Origin of the sequence: Segatella copri (assembly GCF_026015295.1) — a bacterium.
GTDB lineage: Bacteria > Bacteroidota > Bacteroidia > Bacteroidales > Bacteroidaceae > Prevotella > Prevotella copri_C.
This window is the reverse complement of record NZ_JAPDUW010000001.1, coordinates 275,475-294,344: the sequence shown is the minus strand read 5'-3', so window position 1 is coordinate 294,344 and position 18,870 is coordinate 275,475. Positions and strand designations below refer to the sequence as shown.

At 48.4% G+C, this 18,870-nt stretch carries 18 protein-coding genes and 2 tRNA genes; 7 read left to right on the top strand and 13 right to left on the bottom strand.

Translation table 11 applies throughout. The features are described 5' to 3' along the window. Positions 1–57: 57 nt before the first annotated feature. From ONT18_RS01150 to ONT18_RS01125, 6 genes are all read left to right on the top strand, one after another. Positions 58–1,422, top strand: a complete 1,365-nt coding sequence (locus ONT18_RS01150) for a sigma-54 interaction domain-containing protein (RefSeq protein ID WP_118190363.1) — start codon at positions 58–60, stop codon at positions 1,420–1,422. Beyond that, positions 1,419–1,940: an LptE family protein gene (locus ONT18_RS01145; protein ID WP_006846339.1), complete on the top strand. Its 522-nt coding sequence runs from the start codon at positions 1,419–1,421 to the stop codon at positions 1,938–1,940. Before ONT18_RS01150 ends, ONT18_RS01145 begins: the two co-directional genes overlap by 4 nt. A 112-nt stretch (positions 1,941–2,052) precedes the next feature. Beyond that, positions 2,053–2,832: a tetratricopeptide repeat protein gene (locus tag ONT18_RS01140; RefSeq protein WP_264903624.1), complete on the top strand. Its 780-nt coding sequence runs from the start codon at positions 2,053–2,055 to the stop codon at positions 2,830–2,832. Positions 2,833–2,868: 36 nt separating this feature from the next. Further along, complete coding sequence (secG, locus tag ONT18_RS01135; protein ID WP_006846337.1) at positions 2,869–3,264, top strand: preprotein translocase subunit SecG; 396 nt, start codon at positions 2,869–2,871, stop codon at positions 3,262–3,264. A gap of 78 nt (positions 3,265–3,342) precedes the next feature. After that, positions 3,343–3,418 (top strand) — tRNA-His (locus ONT18_RS01130). A 34-nt stretch (positions 3,419–3,452) separates the two neighbouring features. After that, positions 3,453–3,528, top strand: a tRNA-His gene (locus ONT18_RS01125). A 198-nt stretch (positions 3,529–3,726) separates the two neighbouring features. Here ONT18_RS01125 and ONT18_RS01120 read toward each other — a convergent pair. The 6 genes from ONT18_RS01120 to ONT18_RS01095 form a co-directional block, all read right to left on the bottom strand. After that, positions 3,727–4,299, bottom strand: coding sequence for an L-threonylcarbamoyladenylate synthase (locus ONT18_RS01120; RefSeq protein ID WP_118079018.1), 573 nt, complete (start codon positions 4,297–4,299; stop codon positions 3,727–3,729). Between the two features lie 37 nt (positions 4,300–4,336). Beyond that, positions 4,337–5,431, bottom strand: a complete 1,095-nt coding sequence (gene fmt, locus ONT18_RS01115; protein ID WP_264903623.1) for a methionyl-tRNA formyltransferase — start codon at positions 5,429–5,431, stop codon at positions 4,337–4,339. 80 nt (positions 5,432–5,511) lie between these two features. Next, positions 5,512–7,272 carry a chloride channel protein gene (locus ONT18_RS01110; protein WP_117727148.1) on the bottom strand — a complete coding sequence of 587 codons (1,761 nt, stop codon included), beginning with the start codon at positions 7,270–7,272 and terminating at the stop codon, positions 5,512–5,514. Positions 7,273–7,341: 69 nt separating this feature from the next. Beyond that, a complete protein-coding gene (locus ONT18_RS01105; protein ID WP_117727133.1) occupies positions 7,342–8,928 on the bottom strand; it encodes a peptide chain release factor 3 in 1,587 nt (528 codons plus the stop codon). 58 nt (positions 8,929–8,986) lie between these two features. Further along, on the bottom strand, positions 8,987–9,541 hold the full coding sequence (locus ONT18_RS01100) for a DUF4924 family protein (RefSeq protein ID WP_006846332.1): 555 nt from the start codon (positions 9,539–9,541) through the stop codon (positions 8,987–8,989). 82 nt (positions 9,542–9,623) lie between these two features. Continuing rightward, positions 9,624–10,301, bottom strand: coding sequence for a LysE family translocator (locus ONT18_RS01095; protein WP_117692055.1), 678 nt, complete (start codon positions 10,299–10,301; stop codon positions 9,624–9,626). Between the two features lie 311 nt (positions 10,302–10,612). Here ONT18_RS01095 and ONT18_RS01090 point away from each other — a divergent pair, with 311 nt between their 5' ends. Further along, entirely contained in the window at positions 10,613–11,593 is a 981-nt protein-coding gene (locus ONT18_RS01090; protein WP_264903622.1) for an ROK family protein, read from the top strand. A 228-nt stretch (positions 11,594–11,821) separates the two neighbouring features. On the opposite strand, the gene ONT18_RS01085 is transcribed toward ONT18_RS01090, so the two are convergent. The 7 genes from ONT18_RS01085 to trpD form a co-directional block, all read right to left on the bottom strand. Beyond that, the gene (locus ONT18_RS01085) at positions 11,822–12,388 is read right to left on the bottom strand and encodes an anthranilate synthase component II (RefSeq protein ID WP_118079021.1); all 567 of its coding nucleotides are present in this window, start codon (positions 12,386–12,388) and stop codon (positions 11,822–11,824) included. Positions 12,389–12,469: 81 nt separating this feature from the next. Beyond that, positions 12,470–13,906, bottom strand: coding sequence for an anthranilate synthase component I family protein (locus tag ONT18_RS01080; protein ID WP_264903621.1), 1,437 nt, complete (start codon positions 13,904–13,906; stop codon positions 12,470–12,472). A 117-nt stretch (positions 13,907–14,023) separates the two neighbouring features. Further along, positions 14,024–15,223 carry a tryptophan synthase subunit beta gene (gene trpB, locus ONT18_RS01075; RefSeq protein ID WP_022121018.1) on the bottom strand — a complete coding sequence of 400 codons (1,200 nt, stop codon included), beginning with the start codon at positions 15,221–15,223 and terminating at the stop codon, positions 14,024–14,026. 77 nt (positions 15,224–15,300) lie between these two features. Continuing rightward, on the bottom strand, positions 15,301–16,077 hold the full coding sequence (gene trpA / locus ONT18_RS01070; protein ID WP_264903620.1) for a tryptophan synthase subunit alpha: 777 nt from the start codon (positions 16,075–16,077) through the stop codon (positions 15,301–15,303). Between the two features lie 44 nt (positions 16,078–16,121). Next, on the bottom strand, positions 16,122–16,742 hold the full coding sequence (locus ONT18_RS01065) for a phosphoribosylanthranilate isomerase (RefSeq protein ID WP_264903619.1): 621 nt from the start codon (positions 16,740–16,742) through the stop codon (positions 16,122–16,124). Between the two features lie 128 nt (positions 16,743–16,870). Further along, positions 16,871–17,677 carry an indole-3-glycerol phosphate synthase TrpC gene (trpC, locus tag ONT18_RS01060; protein ID WP_264903618.1) on the bottom strand — a complete coding sequence of 269 codons (807 nt, stop codon included), beginning with the start codon at positions 17,675–17,677 and terminating at the stop codon, positions 16,871–16,873. A gap of 165 nt (positions 17,678–17,842) precedes the next feature. Continuing rightward, entirely contained in the window at positions 17,843–18,847 is a 1,005-nt protein-coding gene (trpD, locus tag ONT18_RS01055) for an anthranilate phosphoribosyltransferase (protein ID WP_264903617.1), read from the bottom strand. Positions 18,848–18,870: the final 23 nt, after the last annotated feature.

Below are 18,870 nucleotides of genomic sequence, written 5' to 3'. Positions count from 1 at the left end.
TTAAAATTAAAAAAAAATGCAGATAATTCAGAAAAAATGAGTAATTTTGGCAGCTAAATGGATACTTCCGAACTACAAAAGATAAAACAACGCTACAATATCGTCGGTAACAGCGACGGATTGAACCATGCGCTCGACGTAGCCCTACAGGTAGCGCCGACCGATCTCTCCGTGCTCATCATCGGCGAGAGCGGTGTGGGTAAGGAAATCATTCCAAGGGTGATTCACGACAATTCGCCACGCCGCAGAGAGAAATATTTCGCCATCAACTGTGGAAGCATTCCGGAGGGAACCATTGACAGCGAACTCTTCGGACATGAGAAGGGTTCCTTCACTGGAGCCATAGGCGAAAGCGAAGGATACTTCGGTATTGCCAACAAGGGTACCATCTTCCTCGACGAGGTGGGCGAACTCCCGATACAGACGCAGGCAAGACTGCTGCGCGTGCTCGAAACGGGAGAATACATCCGCGTGGGTGGAACTGAGATAAGGAAAACGGATGTCCGCATCGTGGCAGCCACCAACGTAAACATGCGCAAGGCTGTGAGCGAAGGCCGCTTTCGCGAGGACCTCTACTACCGCCTCAACACCATCCCGATACAGATGCCTGCATTGAGAGAGCGTGGCGACGACATTCTCCTGCTCTTCCGCCTCTTCGCCATGCAGATGGCCGAAAAATACCGTCTGCCTAAGATTTCACTCTCAGATGAGGCCAAGCAGATCATGCTGAAATACAAGTGGCCGGGAAATGTGAGACAGCTCAAGAACATTACCGAACAGATGTCAGTGCTGAGCCGAGAAAGAGAAATCGATGCACAGACCCTCACCCAGTTTATTCCGAGAGATGAGGAGTCTACACAGCTCGCCACCATACAGAAGGATGGCAAGGACGACCATAGCTACGCCAGCGAGCGCGAACTGCTATACAAGATTCTCTACGAACTGAGGGGCAACGTGAGCGACCTGAGACGAGAGATGAACAGCCTGCGCAAGCAACTCGATGAGGCACGCCAGTTGGGCGGTACAGGCGGATATGTTTCTCCGGTTCAACCGAATACCCAGGTAGCTCCAGTATCATCCGTATCTCCGGTTTCATCGGTTTCTCCGGTTCCGTCCGTACCATCCGTTCCATCGGTTTCTCCGGTATCTTCCGTACCTCCGATTACCGATCTCGACGAGCTACAACACATCCGTCAGGAAATAGCTACAGGAGGCATTAGGGGCACTTACAAACCCGAAGCCGAGGATGCTGAAATTGAGGAGATCAAGGAAGAAAACGAGAATCTGAACCTCAGCGACCTTAGCAAGCAGATGATAGAAAAGGCATTGGAGAGAAACAACGGAAACCGCAAGAAAGCGGCAGAAGAACTGGGAATCTCCGACAGAACTCTGTACAGAAAGATTAACAAATATAAGTTATGAAGCATATACGCGCGTACCTATATATAATAGGAGTCACACTGATGGTGGCGGTCATGGCAGCATGCTCCGTGAGCTACAAGTTCAACGGTGCCAGCATCGACTACACCAAAACCAAGACCATACAGATAGCCGACTTCCCTATCAGAAGTTCGTATGTGTGGGGTCCGATGGGTCCGATGTTCAACAACGAACTCAAGGATAAGTTTGCCAGCAACACCCAGCTCATACAGGTGTCACGCAACGGAGACCTGAAGATAGAGGGCGAAATCACCCAATATTCTCAGCGCAACAAGTCGGTTAGTTCTGAGGGATACTCAGCACAGACCGAGCTCAGTATCACCGTAAACGTACGTTTCACCAACACCAAGAACCATGCCGAGGACTTTGAAAAGCAGTTTACATCTGCCAAGACCTACGACACCACTCAGAGCCTTGCCTCGGTGCAGGAAGAACTGGTAACCCAGATTATCAAAGATCTGGTAGACCAGATATTCAACGCTACGGTAGCTAACTGGTAAAGTAAGTGAAGAACGAAAAGTGAAGAGTGAAGAATTCAACGGCTTTACTAATCATAAAGTTCAAAACTCAATGTTCAAAGTTCAAAGTAAAATAAAGTAAAGTAAAAATATCGTGGAATTAAGCAGATTGATACAACACCCAGAGGAAATGAACCGAGAGACGCTCTACGACTTGCGCGCCCTCTTGGCCTTATATCCGTATTATCAGACGGCACGCCTACTGATGTTGAAGAATCTGTACCTGCTCCACGACCCGAGTTTCGACGAAGAACTGCGCCGTGCAGCCATCTACATCACCGACCGTAAGATTATCTTCGAGATGGTAGAGGCAGCCCACTATCAGATAAAAAACGCCCCTGAAGAGGCTGAATCCAACAAGCAGCAAGGCGTAAGAGGAATAGGAGCAGAAAAACATGGGGACCGTACTAGTGACCTCATCGACCACTTCCTGGGATCCATTCCTATGGAAGAAGACGAAGAAGAGAAGAAGGAGAAACGTAAGCCTACACCTGCTGACGCGGCTGTAGACTATGTGGCTTATCTCATGGAGACCGAAGACCAGCAGGAGCCAGAAGATACTTCGCGCACCATGAGTCTCATCGACGACTTTATGGAGGATGGCGGTTTCAAACTGCCTAAAATCCAGCAGGACGAAGATTACAAACCAGAATTTACTCCCGAACTTCAGACCGATTCCGGCAAGGATGGCGAAGAGGAAAACAGCGGTGTATTCACCGAAACCCTCGCCCGCATCTACATCAAGCAGGGCAAGTATAAGAGGGCTTACGAAATCATCAGCCGCCTGCATCAGCAGCATCCTGACAAGAACGGATATTATGTTGACCAGCTCAGATTCCTTGAGAAACTGATACTGAACAGCAAGAAGAAATAAAGAAGAATAATAAATAAATAAAACTAGTTTTAAAAAATGGCTTACACATTATTAGTAGTATTAATCGTCCTGGTAGCTATCCTGATGATTTTCATCGTGCTCATCCAGGAATCAAAGGGAGGTGGACTTGCAAGTAACTTCTCTTCAACCAACTCAATCATGGGTGTTCGCAAGACCACTGACATTGTTGAGAAATTAACATGGGGCCTCGCTGCAGCCTTGGTTGTCATCAGCGTGGCATGTGCTTATGTAGCCCCTCAGGCAGCTGGCGAAAGCAGTGTTTTGGAGGGAGCCACTCAGGAGCAGACCGCTCTTCCTGCTATGCCAGGTGCTAGCAAGGATGCAGCAGCAGGTGCTCAGAAGGCTGTTCCTGCAGCTGGTGCAGATGCCCAGAAGGCAGCTCCAGTTGTTCCAACAAGCCCTGCAAAATAAAAAATAAGAAAAAAGGTACGAAAAAATTTGGTAGAACCATTTTTTTTTCGTACCTTTGCACCCGCTTAACAAGAATATGGTGGACGTAGTTCAGTTGGTTAGAGCGTCAGATTGTGGTTCTGAATGTCGTGGGTTCGAGTCCCACCTTCCACCCAACTATTTTTGAAAAAGCAAAACATAACCAATATGGTGGACGTAGTTCAGTTGGTTAGAGCGTCAGATTGTGGTTCTGAATGTCGTGGGTTCGAGTCCCACCTTCCACCCAAGATAAACCCTGCAAGATTCATTTCTTGCAGGGTTTCTTGTTATATATCCGTATTGAGCGGAAATTCTTTTTTGTCATATAAACGAATTGCAATAATACTTCTTTAAGTATATTATAGACTGAAAACATACAAAAAAGCCTGCTAAAGGAAGAAAATATCCCTCTAGCAGGCATTTCATATAGGATGAATTGAAAACTTATCTGATTACTTTCACTTCACCATCCTTAGCAATCTTAACGATGCTGGAAGGCTGATGAGGTTTATGCTCCTGACGGCGGCTCCAGCAAACATAATCTACAGCATTGAGGATTTCCTCGGAGATGTCGCGATAATTCTGTGCAGCAGGCTCACCACTCACATTAGCACTTGTACTTACAATAGGCTTCTGAAAACGGTAACAGAGTTGTTTGGAGAAAGGCTCATAGGTTATACGCATCGCCAGACTTCCATCCTCTGCTACCAGATTATTAGCCACTCCACTGGCATCATCAAGAATAACCGTAGTAGGCTTTACAGGCATGGCAGCATCGATGAAATCCCATGCCACCTGTGGCACATTGCGGAAATAACGCGCCATGCGGTCAGCAGAATCTATCAGGCAGATAAGCGCCTTAGAATCGTCACGTTTCTTTATTTCATAAACTTTCTTTACCGCTTCAGGGTTGGTGGCGTCGCATCCTATGCCCCATACGGTATCTGTAGGATAGAGTATCACTCCACCCTTTCGCATGCACTCTATAGCACGCTTGATGTCTTCTTCTACAGTCATAATACTATAAAACTAAAAATCAAAAATCTTTTGAATCTTAAAAATCGTCACTAACATCTTTCTTCAAACACTCATAATAAGCTATGTCCTTCATACCATTGAGAAAAGCAGAAGCATCCATGCGTTTCTTGCCACTGAGCTGCAACTCCTGAATAATGAGCCATTCATCAAGGCAGGCTACTTGTAACGACTTCCCCTCAACGCGGAGCGATCCCACAGGCGCATCACCACGCTTCATACATGAAAGACGGGTAGAAAATATCTTAAGTACCTGAATTTTCTGTGTACTCTGCTTATGGGATGGATGAGTTGTAGGCTCAGGGAACCTCACGTAATCATCATCTCCCTTAGGATCGTCAAATAATACTACTGTCTCCTTCTTCTTAATTTCAGTCCATGCACCAGGGTATGGAGAAAGACCGCGGATGAAATCATACACCTGCTTAGCAGGCTTGTGGAAGTCGATGCGGCAGGTATCCTTGAAGATTTTCGGAGCCGGCTTGAGTTCGGCACCCTGTCCTATCATTTCGCTCTGAGGAATGGAACCGATATTGCCATCGGCAGCGATGAGCGCATCAATGGTTTCCAGCGCCAATTCAGCACCAAGATGCATCAACCCGTCGTAAACATACTCCACATTTGCCGTCTCCGGAATAGGAAAACGTTTCTGCAGAATGATGCGACCGGTATCAATATCGTGGTCGAGGAAGAAGGTGGTAACACCCGTCTCCTTCTCGCCATTAATCACTGCCCAGTTAATAGGCGCCGCACCGCGATACTGCGGAAGGAGGGCTGCATGTACATTAAAAGTACCATATTTCGGCATCGCCCAAACCACCTCTGGCAGCATGCGGAAAGCAACTACCACCTGCAAGTCAGCCTGATAAGAACGCAACTGCTCCACAAAGTCAGGGTCCTTCATCTTTACAGGCTGCAGCACCGGTAAACCATGCTCTACGGCATACTGCTTAACCTGCGAAGGTTGCAGCGTATCCTGATGTCTGCCCACCGGTTTATCAGGCTGCGTAACCACAGCCACCACGTTGTAACCGCCCTCTACCAGGCGCTTGAGGGATTCCACCGCAAACTCCGGTGTTCCCATGAAAACAATTCTCAAATCCTTCTTCTCCATAAAACACTAATATTTTAAAATAAAACCAGCAAAGCCGTTGAATTCTTCACTCTTCGTTCTTCACTCTACACTTAAAACTCCTACTCTGCCGACATATCCGCTACAATCTGCCTGTACATAGAATAGATTCTAGTACGGCTGATGTAACCCTTCAGTACGCCTGCCACATCAACCACTGGCAGCTGGGCGGCATCGGTTTTATCAAATTTCTGCATCACCTCGTCCATACTGTCATGTTCGGTAAGAACGGCAGAAGGCTGCATCATCAGCTGACGCACGGTGAAATGCTGATACAGTTCGGTGCGGAAGATGATGTGGCGAATCTTCGTAATATCTATTACTCCCAACAGCACACCCGCCTGATCTAAAACAGGCAGAAAGTTGTTGTTGCTGCGACTTATCTCACTCACCAGCTTGCTCATCGGCAGATCCGGACCTACCGGATGATAATCTTTCTCAATGACATCCTGCATGCCCAGCAGGGTGAGCGCAGCCTTGTCAATATGGTGGGTGAGCAGCTTGCCCTCTCTAGCCAGACGCAGGGCGTAGATGCTGTGACTCTCAAAGATGCTGATGGTGAGCAGCGAAGAGATGCACACTATCATCAGCGGCATGAAGAGCTGGTAGCCGCCCGTGAGTTCGGCGATGAGGAAGATGCCCGTAAGCGGGGCATGCATCACACCCGTAATGAGGCCCGCCATGCCCAAGAGTGTAAAGTTTTGCTCAGGAATGTAGACGCCCACCTGGTTCACATTCCAGAGGCGCGCAAAGAGGAAACCGGCAAAACCTCCAATAATGAGCGAAGGAGCAAAGGTACCACCGCATCCGCCACTGCCGTTGGTTGCCGAGGTGGCAAAAACCTTGGTAAAGGTTACCAGAGCGATGTAGAGGATGAGCAGCTGGTTGTGCCCGTAGAAGAGCGAACGGCTCATCACCTGCCCCCAGTCTTCCACATTCTGCCCCTTCAGCAGCACGTTGACTGCCGTATAGCCTTCGCCGTAGAGCGAAGGGAAGAGGAAGATGAGCGAACTCAGAATCAGTCCTCCAAACAGCAGTTTTACGTAGGGATAAGGCGAAAGCTTGGCAAAGAAGCCCTCGCACGCCGACATGGTGCGCATGAAATAAAGGCTCACCAAGCCGCAGAAAATGCCCAGCAAAAGGCAGGCAGGCACGCGGTCGAGCGCCCACGGACTGGTAAGCGTAAAATCGAAAAGACTCTTGGAGCCCATCAGGATGTAGGTAAAGCAAGTAGCTGTTACACAACTGATAAGGATAGGCAGCAAGGAAGCCATGCTCAAGTCTACCATCAGCACCTCAAGCGTAAACACGAGTCCAGCAATAGGCGCCTTAAAGATTCCAGCAATGGCTGCAGAGGCGCCACAGCCCACCAGCAGAATCATGGTTTTCTTGTCCATGCGGAAGATTTGTCCCAGGTTTGAGCCGATGGCCGAACCCGTGAGCACAATAGGAGCCTCGGCTCCCACGGAACCACCGAAACCGATGGTGATACCTGATGCCACCACCGATGACCAACAGTTGTGGGCCTTGAGCTTGGAATTTTTGGTAGAAATGGCGTAAAGCACACGGGTGATACCGTGGGAAATATTATCTCTGACCACATATTTAATAAAGAGCATGGTGAGGTAAATGCCCACAATCGGGAAGAGCAGGAAGAGCAGGTTATAGGTGCCCTTGTTAAATCCCGAAGTGAGCAGCAACTGTATTTCGTGCACAATGCCGTGCAGGAAATATCCTGCCACCGACGCCAGAAGGCCGATGATAAAAGCCAGGATAAGGGTCATCTGGCGGTCAGAAATATGTTTTTTCTGCCAATCCACCATCTTACTGACCCATCCCTCTTTCTGCTCGTTGTAATCTAGAATTTCTTCATCCATCTTTTTTACATTGATTTAGAATTCCGATGTGAAATGGAACTTGATGTGTTCAAAATCCTGCTGCGCCATGCTCAACACGTAGCCCGAATCGGCAAGAAAGACATCGCGCCCCTCAATATCCTTGGCCATGTACTGGTACTTGCGCTTCTTGAAGTTCTCGAGTTCCTTCTCGTCATCTGCCTCTATCCAGCAAGCCTTGTGAAGATGCACTGGCTCCCAGCGGCACTTGGCATTGTACTCGTTCTCCAGGCGGTACTGGATAACCTCGAACTGCAGCTGACCCACGGTGCCCACGATGCGGCGGCCGTTGAACTGGTTGACGAAGAGCTGCGCCACACCCTCGTTCATGAGCTGCTCCAATCCCTTCTGGAACTGCTTGCTCTTCATCGGGTCATCATTCTCGATGTACTTGAAAAGGAGTGGAGAGAAGCTTGGCAAACCGCGAAAATGCATCTTCTCTCCCTCCGTCAACGTATCTCCTATCTTGAAAATACCGTTGTCTGGCAAACCTACAATGTCACCCGGATAAGCCTCGTCAATGGTACTCTTGCGCTGTGCCATGAACTGGGTAGGCGAAGAGAAACGTACGTTCTTATCCAAGCGCACGTGGTAATATGGCTGATTTCTCACAAATTTGCCCGAGCATATCTTACAGAAAGCGATGCAGGAGCGGTGGTTTGGATCAATATTGGCTGTAATCTTGAAGATGAAACCACTGAACTTAGGTTCTTCAGGCTTCACCAGACGCTCCTCTGCCTGGGTGGGTCTAGGAGATGGAGCAATATGAACAAAACAGTCGAGGAGTTCCTGAACACCAAAATTGTTCAGTGCCGAACCGAAGAACACAGGTGCTACCTCGGCCGAACGGTAGGTTTCTTCCTCAAACTCAGGGTAAACACCATCTACCAGTTCCAGTTCCTCACGCAGTTGTGCAGCCTCACGTTCACCAACCCGCTCGTCGAGTTCTGAACTTTGGATGTCTACCTCTACCTTCTCGGTAACTCGCTGTTTGTTAGGGGTAAAGAGATTCAGCTGATGCTCGTAGATGTTGTAAACGCCCTTGAAACGGGCGCCCTGACCGATAGGCCAGCTCAGCGGGCGAACCTTGATTTTGAGCTCTGCTTCCAACTCGTCGAGCACATCAAACGGGTCGCGTCCCTCACGGTCCATCTTGTTGATGAAGATGATTACCGGGGTATTTCTCATGCGGCACACCTCCATGAGTTTGCGGGTCTGTGCCTCCACACCCTTGGCAGAGTCAACCACGATGATGGCTGAATCTACGGCTGTAAGTGTGCGGTAGGTATCCTCGCAGAAGTCCTGGTGACCTGGCGTATCCAGGATATTCACCTTATAAGGTTCTCCCTCCTGTCCGGCAGGGAGATAATCAAATTCCATTACAGATGTAGATACCGAGATACCACGCTGTTTCTCAATATCCATCCAGTCAGAAGTCGCAGTTTTGCGAATTTTGTTATTCTTTACGGCACCTGCCACCTGAATCTGTCCACCGAAAAGCAGAAACTTCTCGGTCAATGTTGTCTTACCAGCATCCGGGTGAGAGATAATGGCAAATGTTCTTCTTCTTTCTATTTCGTTCATCCTGTTGTAAATATATAATAATGTATATTCTTAAAAAGTAATCACTAATAACTAATCACTACATGTCGTCATCATCAAACTTGAGTCCCTCGGTTCGGTCTTTGATGTAATAATCGCTGAGCAGACCTATGAAGACGGTAATCTCCTTGATGGCCCTTTCGGTTTCGGGCGTAATTTCCTTCTTCTGCAGGCGCAGCATCATCACACCATAGAGGGCATCGAGGCAGGTTTCAATCTCGTTGAGATCCTTGTCGCCCCGCTGGCGCAGCTCTACGATGAAAGGCAGCACCTTGTAATATTCGGCATTGTAGATAGGAAACTTGGTGCTCTGCAGCAGCATGCCGTGCAGGTCAATGACGTCCTTTAGTATCACCTTATTAATATTAAGGTGTCCTCCCTCGCGCTTTCCCTCCTCGTTCATCATGCGAATCAGGTTGCCAAACCAGTCGAGTTCTTCCTCGCGCTGCTCAGGTGTAAAGTCGAACCGGTCTACATAATTTTTCTTGATGACAGGCAGCGAGCATCCGTAAGCTCGGATGATGTCCTCAATCTGCCACATATATAATAAGTATTCTGCGATACTTTTCTTTCTTAATTCTTGTGCTACAAACATAAACTTTGAACTGTTAACTATTGAACTTTATGCTTTGCCTTCTTCTGATTGAAGGGGTGTTTAAAGACCTGTTTAAGTACTTTTAAAATTCCGGCAGATGATACAGATTGAAAATCGTGCCGAAGAGAGCGATCATGGAGAAGATGATGACCACGCTGCCTATTACCTTATTGATAATGACGATGCCGTTGGTATCAAACTTGTTCCTAATCTTGTCGACGAGCCAGGTGAGTCCGAACCACCACAGCAGGGCTCCGAAGACGATGCTGAGATACCCTACTCCCATTTCTACCGGCATATCCGGTACGACGAAAGCAAACTGCGCGAAGGTGGCCATGAAGAGGAACACGATGAGCGGATTGGAGAGTGTTACGAGGAACGCCGTGATGCCGTTGTGCATCAGGGTACCCTGCTTGTTGCTCGACTTGTGCATGTTCTTCATCGGGTCGCTTTTGAAGCAGTAGATTCCGAACACAAGGAGCATCAGACTACCGAAAATCTGAAGATAGAACTTGTTCTCGGAGTTGCTCACAAAATCCATCACAAAACTCATGCCCAAGCCTGTAAACAGAGCATATACAATGTCGCTGCATGCGGCACCCACACCTGTTACAAACCCATACCAGCGACCCTTGTTGAGTGTACGCTGGATGCAAAGGATGCCTACCGGACCCATAGGGGCTGAGGCAAGAACACCGATGACAATTCCTTTGAATATGAAGTCAAGGATGTTTATCTCAATTGGAAATGCTAAATTCATCTTAGTATCGTTACAATTTCTAACAGTCGGCAAAGTTACAAAATTTTGGGCACAAAGCACAATTTTTTCGCCTAAAAGTTCATTTTATATCCGTTTTTTATATTTTCGGGCACGGATTACACGGATTACGCGGATGTTCTGCATGAATATAAACAGGATTTAGGGCAACAGAGAAACTTCGGACAGCAAATCATCTGGCAGAAAAAAAAAGAAAATTAAAATTTTTTATATTTAAAAATAAACGAGATTCAAAAGTTTTCAGTATCTTTGCCGAGAAATAAAATAATTCTAACTAATTTTAAATAATTAACATGACAGATAATACACTTAAACCGTACGTAATAGGCCTTGACCTCGGCGGTACAAATTCAGTTTTCGGCATCGTAGATGCTCGCGGAGAGATCAAAGCAACAACTGCCATCAAGACAGGCGGTTACAAAAAGGTTGAAGACTATGTGAAGGCAGCCGTAGAAGCTCTCCAGCCTATCATTGATACGGTAGGCGGCATTGACAAGATTAAGGCAATGGGTATCGGTGCGCCAAACGCAAACTATTATAATGGAACCATTGAATTCGCTCCAAATCTTCCTTGGGCACACGACGGAGTGGTACCATTGGCCAACTTGTTCAGCAAAGCCCTCGGCGGCTTGCCTGTAGGTATGACCAATGATGCCAACGCTGCTGCGCTCGGCGAGATGACATACGGTGTAGCAAGAGGTATGAAAAACTTCATCGACATTACACTCGGTACAGGCGTAGGTTCTGGTATCGTTATCAACGGACAGATGGTTTACGGCTGCGACGGATTCGCAGGCGAATTGGGTCACGTTACCATGGTACGTGGCAAAGAGGGTCGTATCTGCGGATGCGGCCGTACAGGATGTCTCGAAGCTTACTGCTCTGCCACTGGTGTGGCTCGCACAGCACGCGAGTTTCTCGAGAAGAGCGATGAGCCTTCATTGCTCCGCGAGATGAACCCTGAGGATATTACATCTTATGATGTGAGCGTTGCTGCAGGCAAGGGCGACAAGCTGGCACTGCGTGTATACGAGTTTACCGGCAAGATGCTCGGTGAGGCTTGTGCTGATTTCGCAGCCTTCTCTTCACCAGAGGCTTTCGTCTTCTTCGGTGGTCTGACCAAGGCTGGCGACCTCATCATGAAACCTATCCAGAAGGCTTATGATGAGCACGTGTTCCGCACCTTCAAGGGTAAGGCTAAATTCCTTGTTTCTACCCTTAATGGCAGTTCTGCTGCCGTACTCGGTGCGAGTGCAGTGGCTTGGGATATGTAAAGGGTTGTAAAAACAAAAAGGTTTAATTTTCCATTTTTGGAAAAATCAGTTTAGGTAATATGCTTCGCGAAACTCGTGAGAGGATTGTAGCGAGGGTTAAGATTGTTAGGAAAAGCCTGGCACTCGAGAGAGCGTCAGGCTTTGCTTTTTCTTATCATAAAACAAAAAAAAACTCAACAACCACCATGCGGTCATGGTGGTCATTAAGGTCATTGGTCATTAAGGTCATTAAGCTTTTTCCAACCAGTTTCTCACCATCTTCTTGCCGTCTGGCGTCAGCACGCTTTCCGGATGAAACTGGATACCATGAATATCATAGTTCTTATGCTTCAGACCCATGATGCAACCATCATCGCTTACTGCCGTAACGTCCAGGCAGTCAGGGAATCCCGAGCGGTCTACCACCCAAGAGTGGTATCTACCAATCTCTATGCGCTTGTCCAACCCGTCGAAAATAACATCGTTGCCGAACTGGGTGCAAGGGGTTGCCACTCCATGATACACCTCAGAAAGATTGGTAAGCTTGGCTCCAAACGCCTCGCCTATAGCCTGATGCCCCAGGCATACGCCCAGCATCGGCTTGCGGCCTGCATACTTGCGGATAACATCCATCAGCAGTCCCGCCTCCGACGGAATGCCCGGCCCCGGACTCAGAATGATCTTGTCGAAGCGTTCCAGCTCCGGCAACTGGAACTGGTCGTTGCGGAACACCGTAACGTCAGCTCCCAACTCCTTTACCAGATGGGCCAGATTATAGGTAAAGGAATCGTAATTATCTATGATTACTACTTTCATCTTTTGTTATTTATTATTGATTAGTGATTAGTGAGTACAATCAGCGAGAAATAATCACTAATCACTAATAATTAATCACTATTACAACTCTTCAGCAATGTGAATAGCCTTGGTCAGCGCACCGAGCTTGTTGTTACACTCTTCTAGCTCATACTCATCATTGCTCTTTGCCACTACTCCACTACCCGCCTGGAACCAGAGTTCGCCGTTTCGGCTAATGAAGGTACGTATCACGATGGCCTGATTCAGGTCGCCGTTCAGACCGATGAAGCCGATACAGCCTCCGTAGGCACCGCGGTTGTGAGGCTCCAGCTCTGATATAATCTGCATCGCTCTCACCTTAGGCGCACCGCTCAGCGTGCCGGCAGGGAAGGTATCAATAAACTCCTTGATGTGGTCGGCATGCTCATCCAACTCTCCGCTCACACGGCTCACGAGATGGATAACATGACTGTAAAACTGCATGTCCTTGTAGAAATCTACTTTCACCCCATGACAGTTGCGGCTCAGATCATTGCGCGCCAGGTCTACCAGCATCACGTGCTCGGCATTCTCCTTCGGGTCGTTGCGCAGGAATTCGGCAGCCTTGCGGTCCTGCTCCATATCTCCTGTGCGTCGGGTGGTTCCGGCAATCGGGTCAATGAACGCCTTGTTGCCCACGATGCGGTTATGGGTTTCAGGCGAAGAACCGAAGATGCGGAAACCGCCGAAGTCGAAATAGAAGAGGTAAGGCGAAGGGTTGATGCTGCGCAGCGCACGGTAGAGTTTGAAATCATCGCCCTCATATTTCTGTACGAAGCGGCGACTCACCACAATCTGGAATACATCTCCGCGCAGGCAGTGCTGTATGCATCGGCGTATGTTTGCCTTGTGCTCCTCATCGGTGAGCGTAGAGGTGGTTTCGCCCACCGGGTGGAAATCATAAGGTTTCACATTTGCCTTGTTCACCGCCTTGAGCAGTTCGTCGAGCTCTGGAAGTGAAGAGTGAGAATCTTCACTTTCCTGGAGCGCAATGAGCTCCATGGTGTTGTTGAAATGGTCGAAGACGATGATGTCCTTATACATGATGTAATAGATGTCGGGCGCATCATTCTTCTCCATGGTGGTATCCTTGACAGGGATGTTCTCAAAATATCTCACCGCATTGAAGGTGGTGAATCCATAGAGTCCGCAAAACTCCTTGCTCTCGCCCTCTACATGGAAGGAAGAGATGAAGTCGTTGATACTCTTTGAGATGGCGAGTTTGCATTCCTCGCCCTGACCGGCACCGAAGGCAGGAAGCTGCTCTTTCTCTACTCTTCCGTCGGGATAGGTCTTGATGACCTCACCATGACTCACGGCGATGCTTGCCAGCGGATGCACACCGATGAAGGAGCGCGAATTCTCGGAGCCATGATAGTCGGAACTCTCCATCAGAGCCGACTGCGGATAAATATCTCTCAGTCGCATGTAGACTCCCACCGGCGTATAGAGGTCGGCGAGAATCTTGCGGGTAACTGTCTTGTAATTAAACTTCATTTAATTTATGATTTACTGTATATAGTTTACAGCTTACAGTTTATAGCATAAACCGCTTTGACAATCGTGCTCAACGGCGCAGCCTCTGTTAACTATTAACTATAAACTATTAACTATTTAAAAATTGCCGTACTCTCCTGCCATTTCCTTATGGCTCAAATATGTTTCTACATCCTTGTCGCCACGGCCTGATACGGTGAGCACCACCACATCATCCTTCTTGAACTTCATCTTCTTCAGGGCTGCCACGGCGTGCGCACTCTCAATAGCCGGAATGATGCCCTCCATGCGGGTGAGCTCGTAACCGGCGTAGATGGCCTCATCATCCTTAATGGCGAGCACATGACTCCTGCCCGATGTGGCAAGGTCGGCGTGCATAGGGCCGATGCCCGGATAGTCGAGACCGGCACTTATGGTAAAGGCTTCCTCTATCTGTCCGTCCTCGGTCTGCATCACGAGGGTGCGTGCTCCGTGGATGATGCCTTCTGTGCCGCAGTGCATGGTGGCAGCGGTATAATCGGTATCTATTCCGTGTCCGGCAGCCTCAGCCAGATATATCTTCACGCGGTCATCATCAATGTAGTGGTAGATGGTTCCGGCAGCATTGCTTCCGCCACCCACACAGGCGATGAGGTAATCAGGATAGTCGCGGCCAATCTTCTCCTCAAGCTGCCATTTCAGTTCTTCAGAGATTACGCTCTGCATCTTGGCAACAATGTCTGGATAAGGGTGCGGACCCATGGTAGAACCTACGATATAGAAGGTATCCTGTGGGTGGCAGCACCAGTCGCGTATGGCCTCAGAGCAGGCATCGCTCAAGGTCATATTGCCGGTACGCACAGGGTTCACCTTGGCTCCCAGCATCTTCATACGCTCTACGTTGGTATGCTGGCGTTCCACATCGGTGGCACCCATGAAAATCTCACACTTCATGTTCATCAGGGCGCATACCGTAGCTGTAGCCACACCGTGCTGTCCGGCTCCGGTTTCGGCAATGATGCGGGTCTTGCCCATCTTCTTGGCCATGAGAATCTGACCGATGGTGTTGTTAATTTTGTGTGCACCGGTATGGTTCAGGTCCTCGCGCTTCAGATAGAGCTGGCATCCGTACTTCTCGCTCATGCGCTTGGCATAATAAAGAGGTGAAGGGCGGCCCACATAATCTTTCAGCAACGCACGGTATTCCTTCTTGAACTCCTCGCTCTCAATGATTGGCTTGTAAGCCTGCTGCAACTCGGTTACACATTTATATAATATCTCAGGAACATAAGCTCCTCCGAATTTTCCAAAAAATCCTTTTTCGTCAACTTGATACATAATACTTAGTTTATAATTTATTATTTATAGTTTATAGAGCAAGCCTGCTACACGGCGAAGCTGCTGTTAACTATCAACTACTTTTCGAGACACTCAAAAAGCCCATCCAGTGCCTTATCCGGATCACCGATTTCATTGAGCAGGGTTACAAACTTACTGCCGATGATGGCTCCCGCCGCATTATCCTGCGCACTGGTAAGGGTCTGCTTGTTGCTGATGCCGAAACCTATCATGCGTGGGTTGCGCAGATTCATGCCGTTGATGTGGTTGAAATAAGCCAGCTTGGCATCGCCGAAACTGCTCTGGGCGCCCGTGATACTTGCCGAACTGACCATGTAGATGAATCCATCGGTATGCTCATCGATGAAACGGATGCGCTCCTCGCTGGTTTCTGGCGTAATCATCATGATGACACGGATGTCATACTTGTCGGCTATGGGTTTTACCACCTTCAGATAATCATCAAAGGGAAGGTCTGGGATGATGGTGCCGCTCACTCCGCTCTCTACGCAGCTCTTGAAGAAAGCCTCAATACCGTAGTGCATGATTGGGTTCAGGTATCCCATCAGCACGAGTGGAAGCTGCACTTCATCCTTGATTTCCTTCAACTGAGCGAAGAGTTTCTTCACCGTCATTCCGTTCTTCAGAGCCACGGTTCCGGCACTCTGGATAACAGGACCATCAGCCAACGGATCACTGAAAGGGATTCCTACCTCAATCATATCTATCCCCTTGCGCTCCATCGCCTTAATTACATCACCGGTACCTTCCAAAGTAGGGCATCCGGCGCAGAAATACAAGCTCAAAAGCTTGCGGTCTTTATTGTTTGCAAATAATGCATTTATCTTATTCATTTTTTTACTTTTTTATTTTTTTACCTTTTTATTTTTTTACCTTTTTACTTTTTTACCTTTAAAAGGAATTCCTTGAGTTTCTCTACATCCTTCAGTCCCGGTTCTATCTCAAACCTGGAGTTGAGGTCGATTCCTACGCATCGGGGATGATGGAAAGACAGGATGCGGGAAGCATCTTCCGGACCGATGCCGCCACTCAACAGGAATGGAACATCGCCATCATATTCATCCAGTACCTGCCAGTCAAACTGCTGACCACTTCCGCCCACCGTCTTACATTTGGTGTCGAAAAGGAAGTAGTCAACAGCGCCTACATACTCCTTATATTTCTGAATGTCCCCGGCATTGGAAACACTAATGGCTTTGATTATCTTCATATTCCCCTTTGCTGCACGCAGCTGCTCACACAGTTCCCTGCTCTCGCTTCCATGCATCTGCACCGCATTCAGAGAGAATGAATGAATCTTGTCCAACATCGTGGAAACGGAATCATTTACGAAGACTCCCACTCGGCACACATTGCGGTCAGCATCAGAGCGAGCCACCACATGACTGGCATACCGTGGAGACTTAGGATAGAAGATAAATCCCATCATATCAACGCCGAGTTGCGCAACCTGCTTTACATTATCAGGTTCACGCATTCCACAAACCTTTACAAACATTTTCTTTATTGTTTATTCTTCATTAAAGCTTTTGCCCTTACAGGGCGCCTTGCTGATTGCCTTTATACCCAGGGCGATGCCCTGGGCTAGGAGTTTCTGCCCTTTCAGGGCGTTAGGAGCAAACAATCCTATAATTTAGAAATAAATTCTGCAAGCGCCACGCCCGGGTCTGCCTGTTTCATGAACTGTTCGCCCATCAGGAAACCTCTGAAGCCGCTTTCTTCTCTCAACCAGAGAACCGTCTGCGGGTTGGAGATGCCACTCTCGCTCACCCTGCACACATCCTTCGGAAGTTTCTCTGCCAATCTGAAGCTGTTCTCCACATCCGTAAAGAAGGTTCCGAGATTTCGGTTGTTGATGCCGTACATATCCGGTTCCAGTTCAGCATACTCGAAGTCGCGCTCATTATGCATCTCGAGCAGTACCTCCATGCCCAGCTGGTGTGCCATGTTCATGAGTTGCTTACACTCCTCCTTGGTCAGGCAGGCCGCAATGAGCAGCACGGCAGAAGCTCCGCAGTATCTCGCCTGCAGCAGCTGGTATTCCTCTACCACGAAGTTCTTATATAAGATAGGTAGGGTAACGCCCACATGGCGCGCCTCCTGAATATACTCATCATATCCTCCGAAGTAATCAATGTCGGTGAGGATGCTGAGCGCCGAGGCTCCGTTCTGCTGGTAGGCGAGCGGGATGATGCTCGGCTTACCTTCCTGTTTGATCCAGCCCTTGGAAGGCGATTTGCGCTTGAATTCAGCGATGATTCCCGTCTCCGAGTTCATCAGCGACTCCTTCATGCTTCCGCCCGGCACCTTTCCCCCATCTTCCTGCATTTTCTGCTCGGTGAGGGTTATCATCTGCCGTGGCTGGATAAAGCGCTTGCGCTGCTCAATCTCGATTCTTTTATGAGCCACAATTTCCTCTAAAATATCAGCCATTTTTTTCGTTTTTACTTTTTAACCTTATTGGGAGACCAGCGATGGAATCGCTGGGAACGGGGGCGCAAGGGGGGAGAAAGGGGTTAAGGCTCTTTTTACCTTTAAAAAGCCTCTTTTTACTTTTTTACCTTTTTACCCTTTTACTTTTAAAAGCCCTTTTTACCTTTAACTATTGATCTCTACGAATTTCTTGAAGGTAGCGAGTGCTTTACCCGAGTCAATGCTCTCTCTTGCTATCTCCACACATTCCTCTATGCTCTTCTGTCCCTTCTCCATTACCTGGATGCCGAAGGCTGCATTGGCGAGAACGATGTTCTTCTGGGCTGGGAGGGCACGGTTTTCAAGCACTGCATCAAAGATGTCCTTGGCCTCTTCCTCGGTTGCCCCGCCTCTCACCTCTTCCGGTTTGGCTATCTCGAAACCGAGATCCTGAGGCTTGAAGATCTTCTCATAGTTGTTGGTAGTTACCTTGAAGTCGCTGGTGAGTGAAATTTCATCATATCCGTCGATGCTGTTCACAATGCCGAAATCAATGCCTAGTTTCTGGTAAACCTGGTTGTAGAGGCGCATCTGGTCGAGATTGGCTACACCCAGCAACTGGCACTTAGGCTGACTAGGATTAACAAGAGGACCTAACAGATTGAACACGGTAGGAAACTGCAAAGCCTTGCGGATAGGACCTACAAACTTCATTGCCTTGGCGAAGAGCTGAGCATGAAGATAAACGATGCCTGCCTCGTTGATGCTGCGGTTCAGCTTGTCTATATCATCGGTAAACTGAACACCGTGGTTCTTGATGACGTTGCTGGCACCGCTCACCGAAGTAGCCGCATAGTTGCCGTGCTTTGCCACCTTGTAACCCGCACCCGCAATGACGAAGCAGGAAGTAGTAGAAATGTTAAAGGTGTTCTTGCGGTCGCCACCGGTTCCCACCACGTCAATGTAGCGGTCGCAATCCAGGATGGCTGGCACGCCTGTGGCAAGAATTCCGTCACGGAAACCGAGCAGTTCATCTACCGTTACGCCTCTCATCTGCAAACCGGTGAGCAGGGCTGTAATCTGTTCCTCAGGAAATGCACTCTTGGTGATTCCTACAATGATGTCTCGGGTTTCCTCACGAGAAAGTTCCTCGTGGTTCAACATTCTGTTCAAAATGTCCTTCATTTCCATAGTTTATATCTCCTATATTTTTT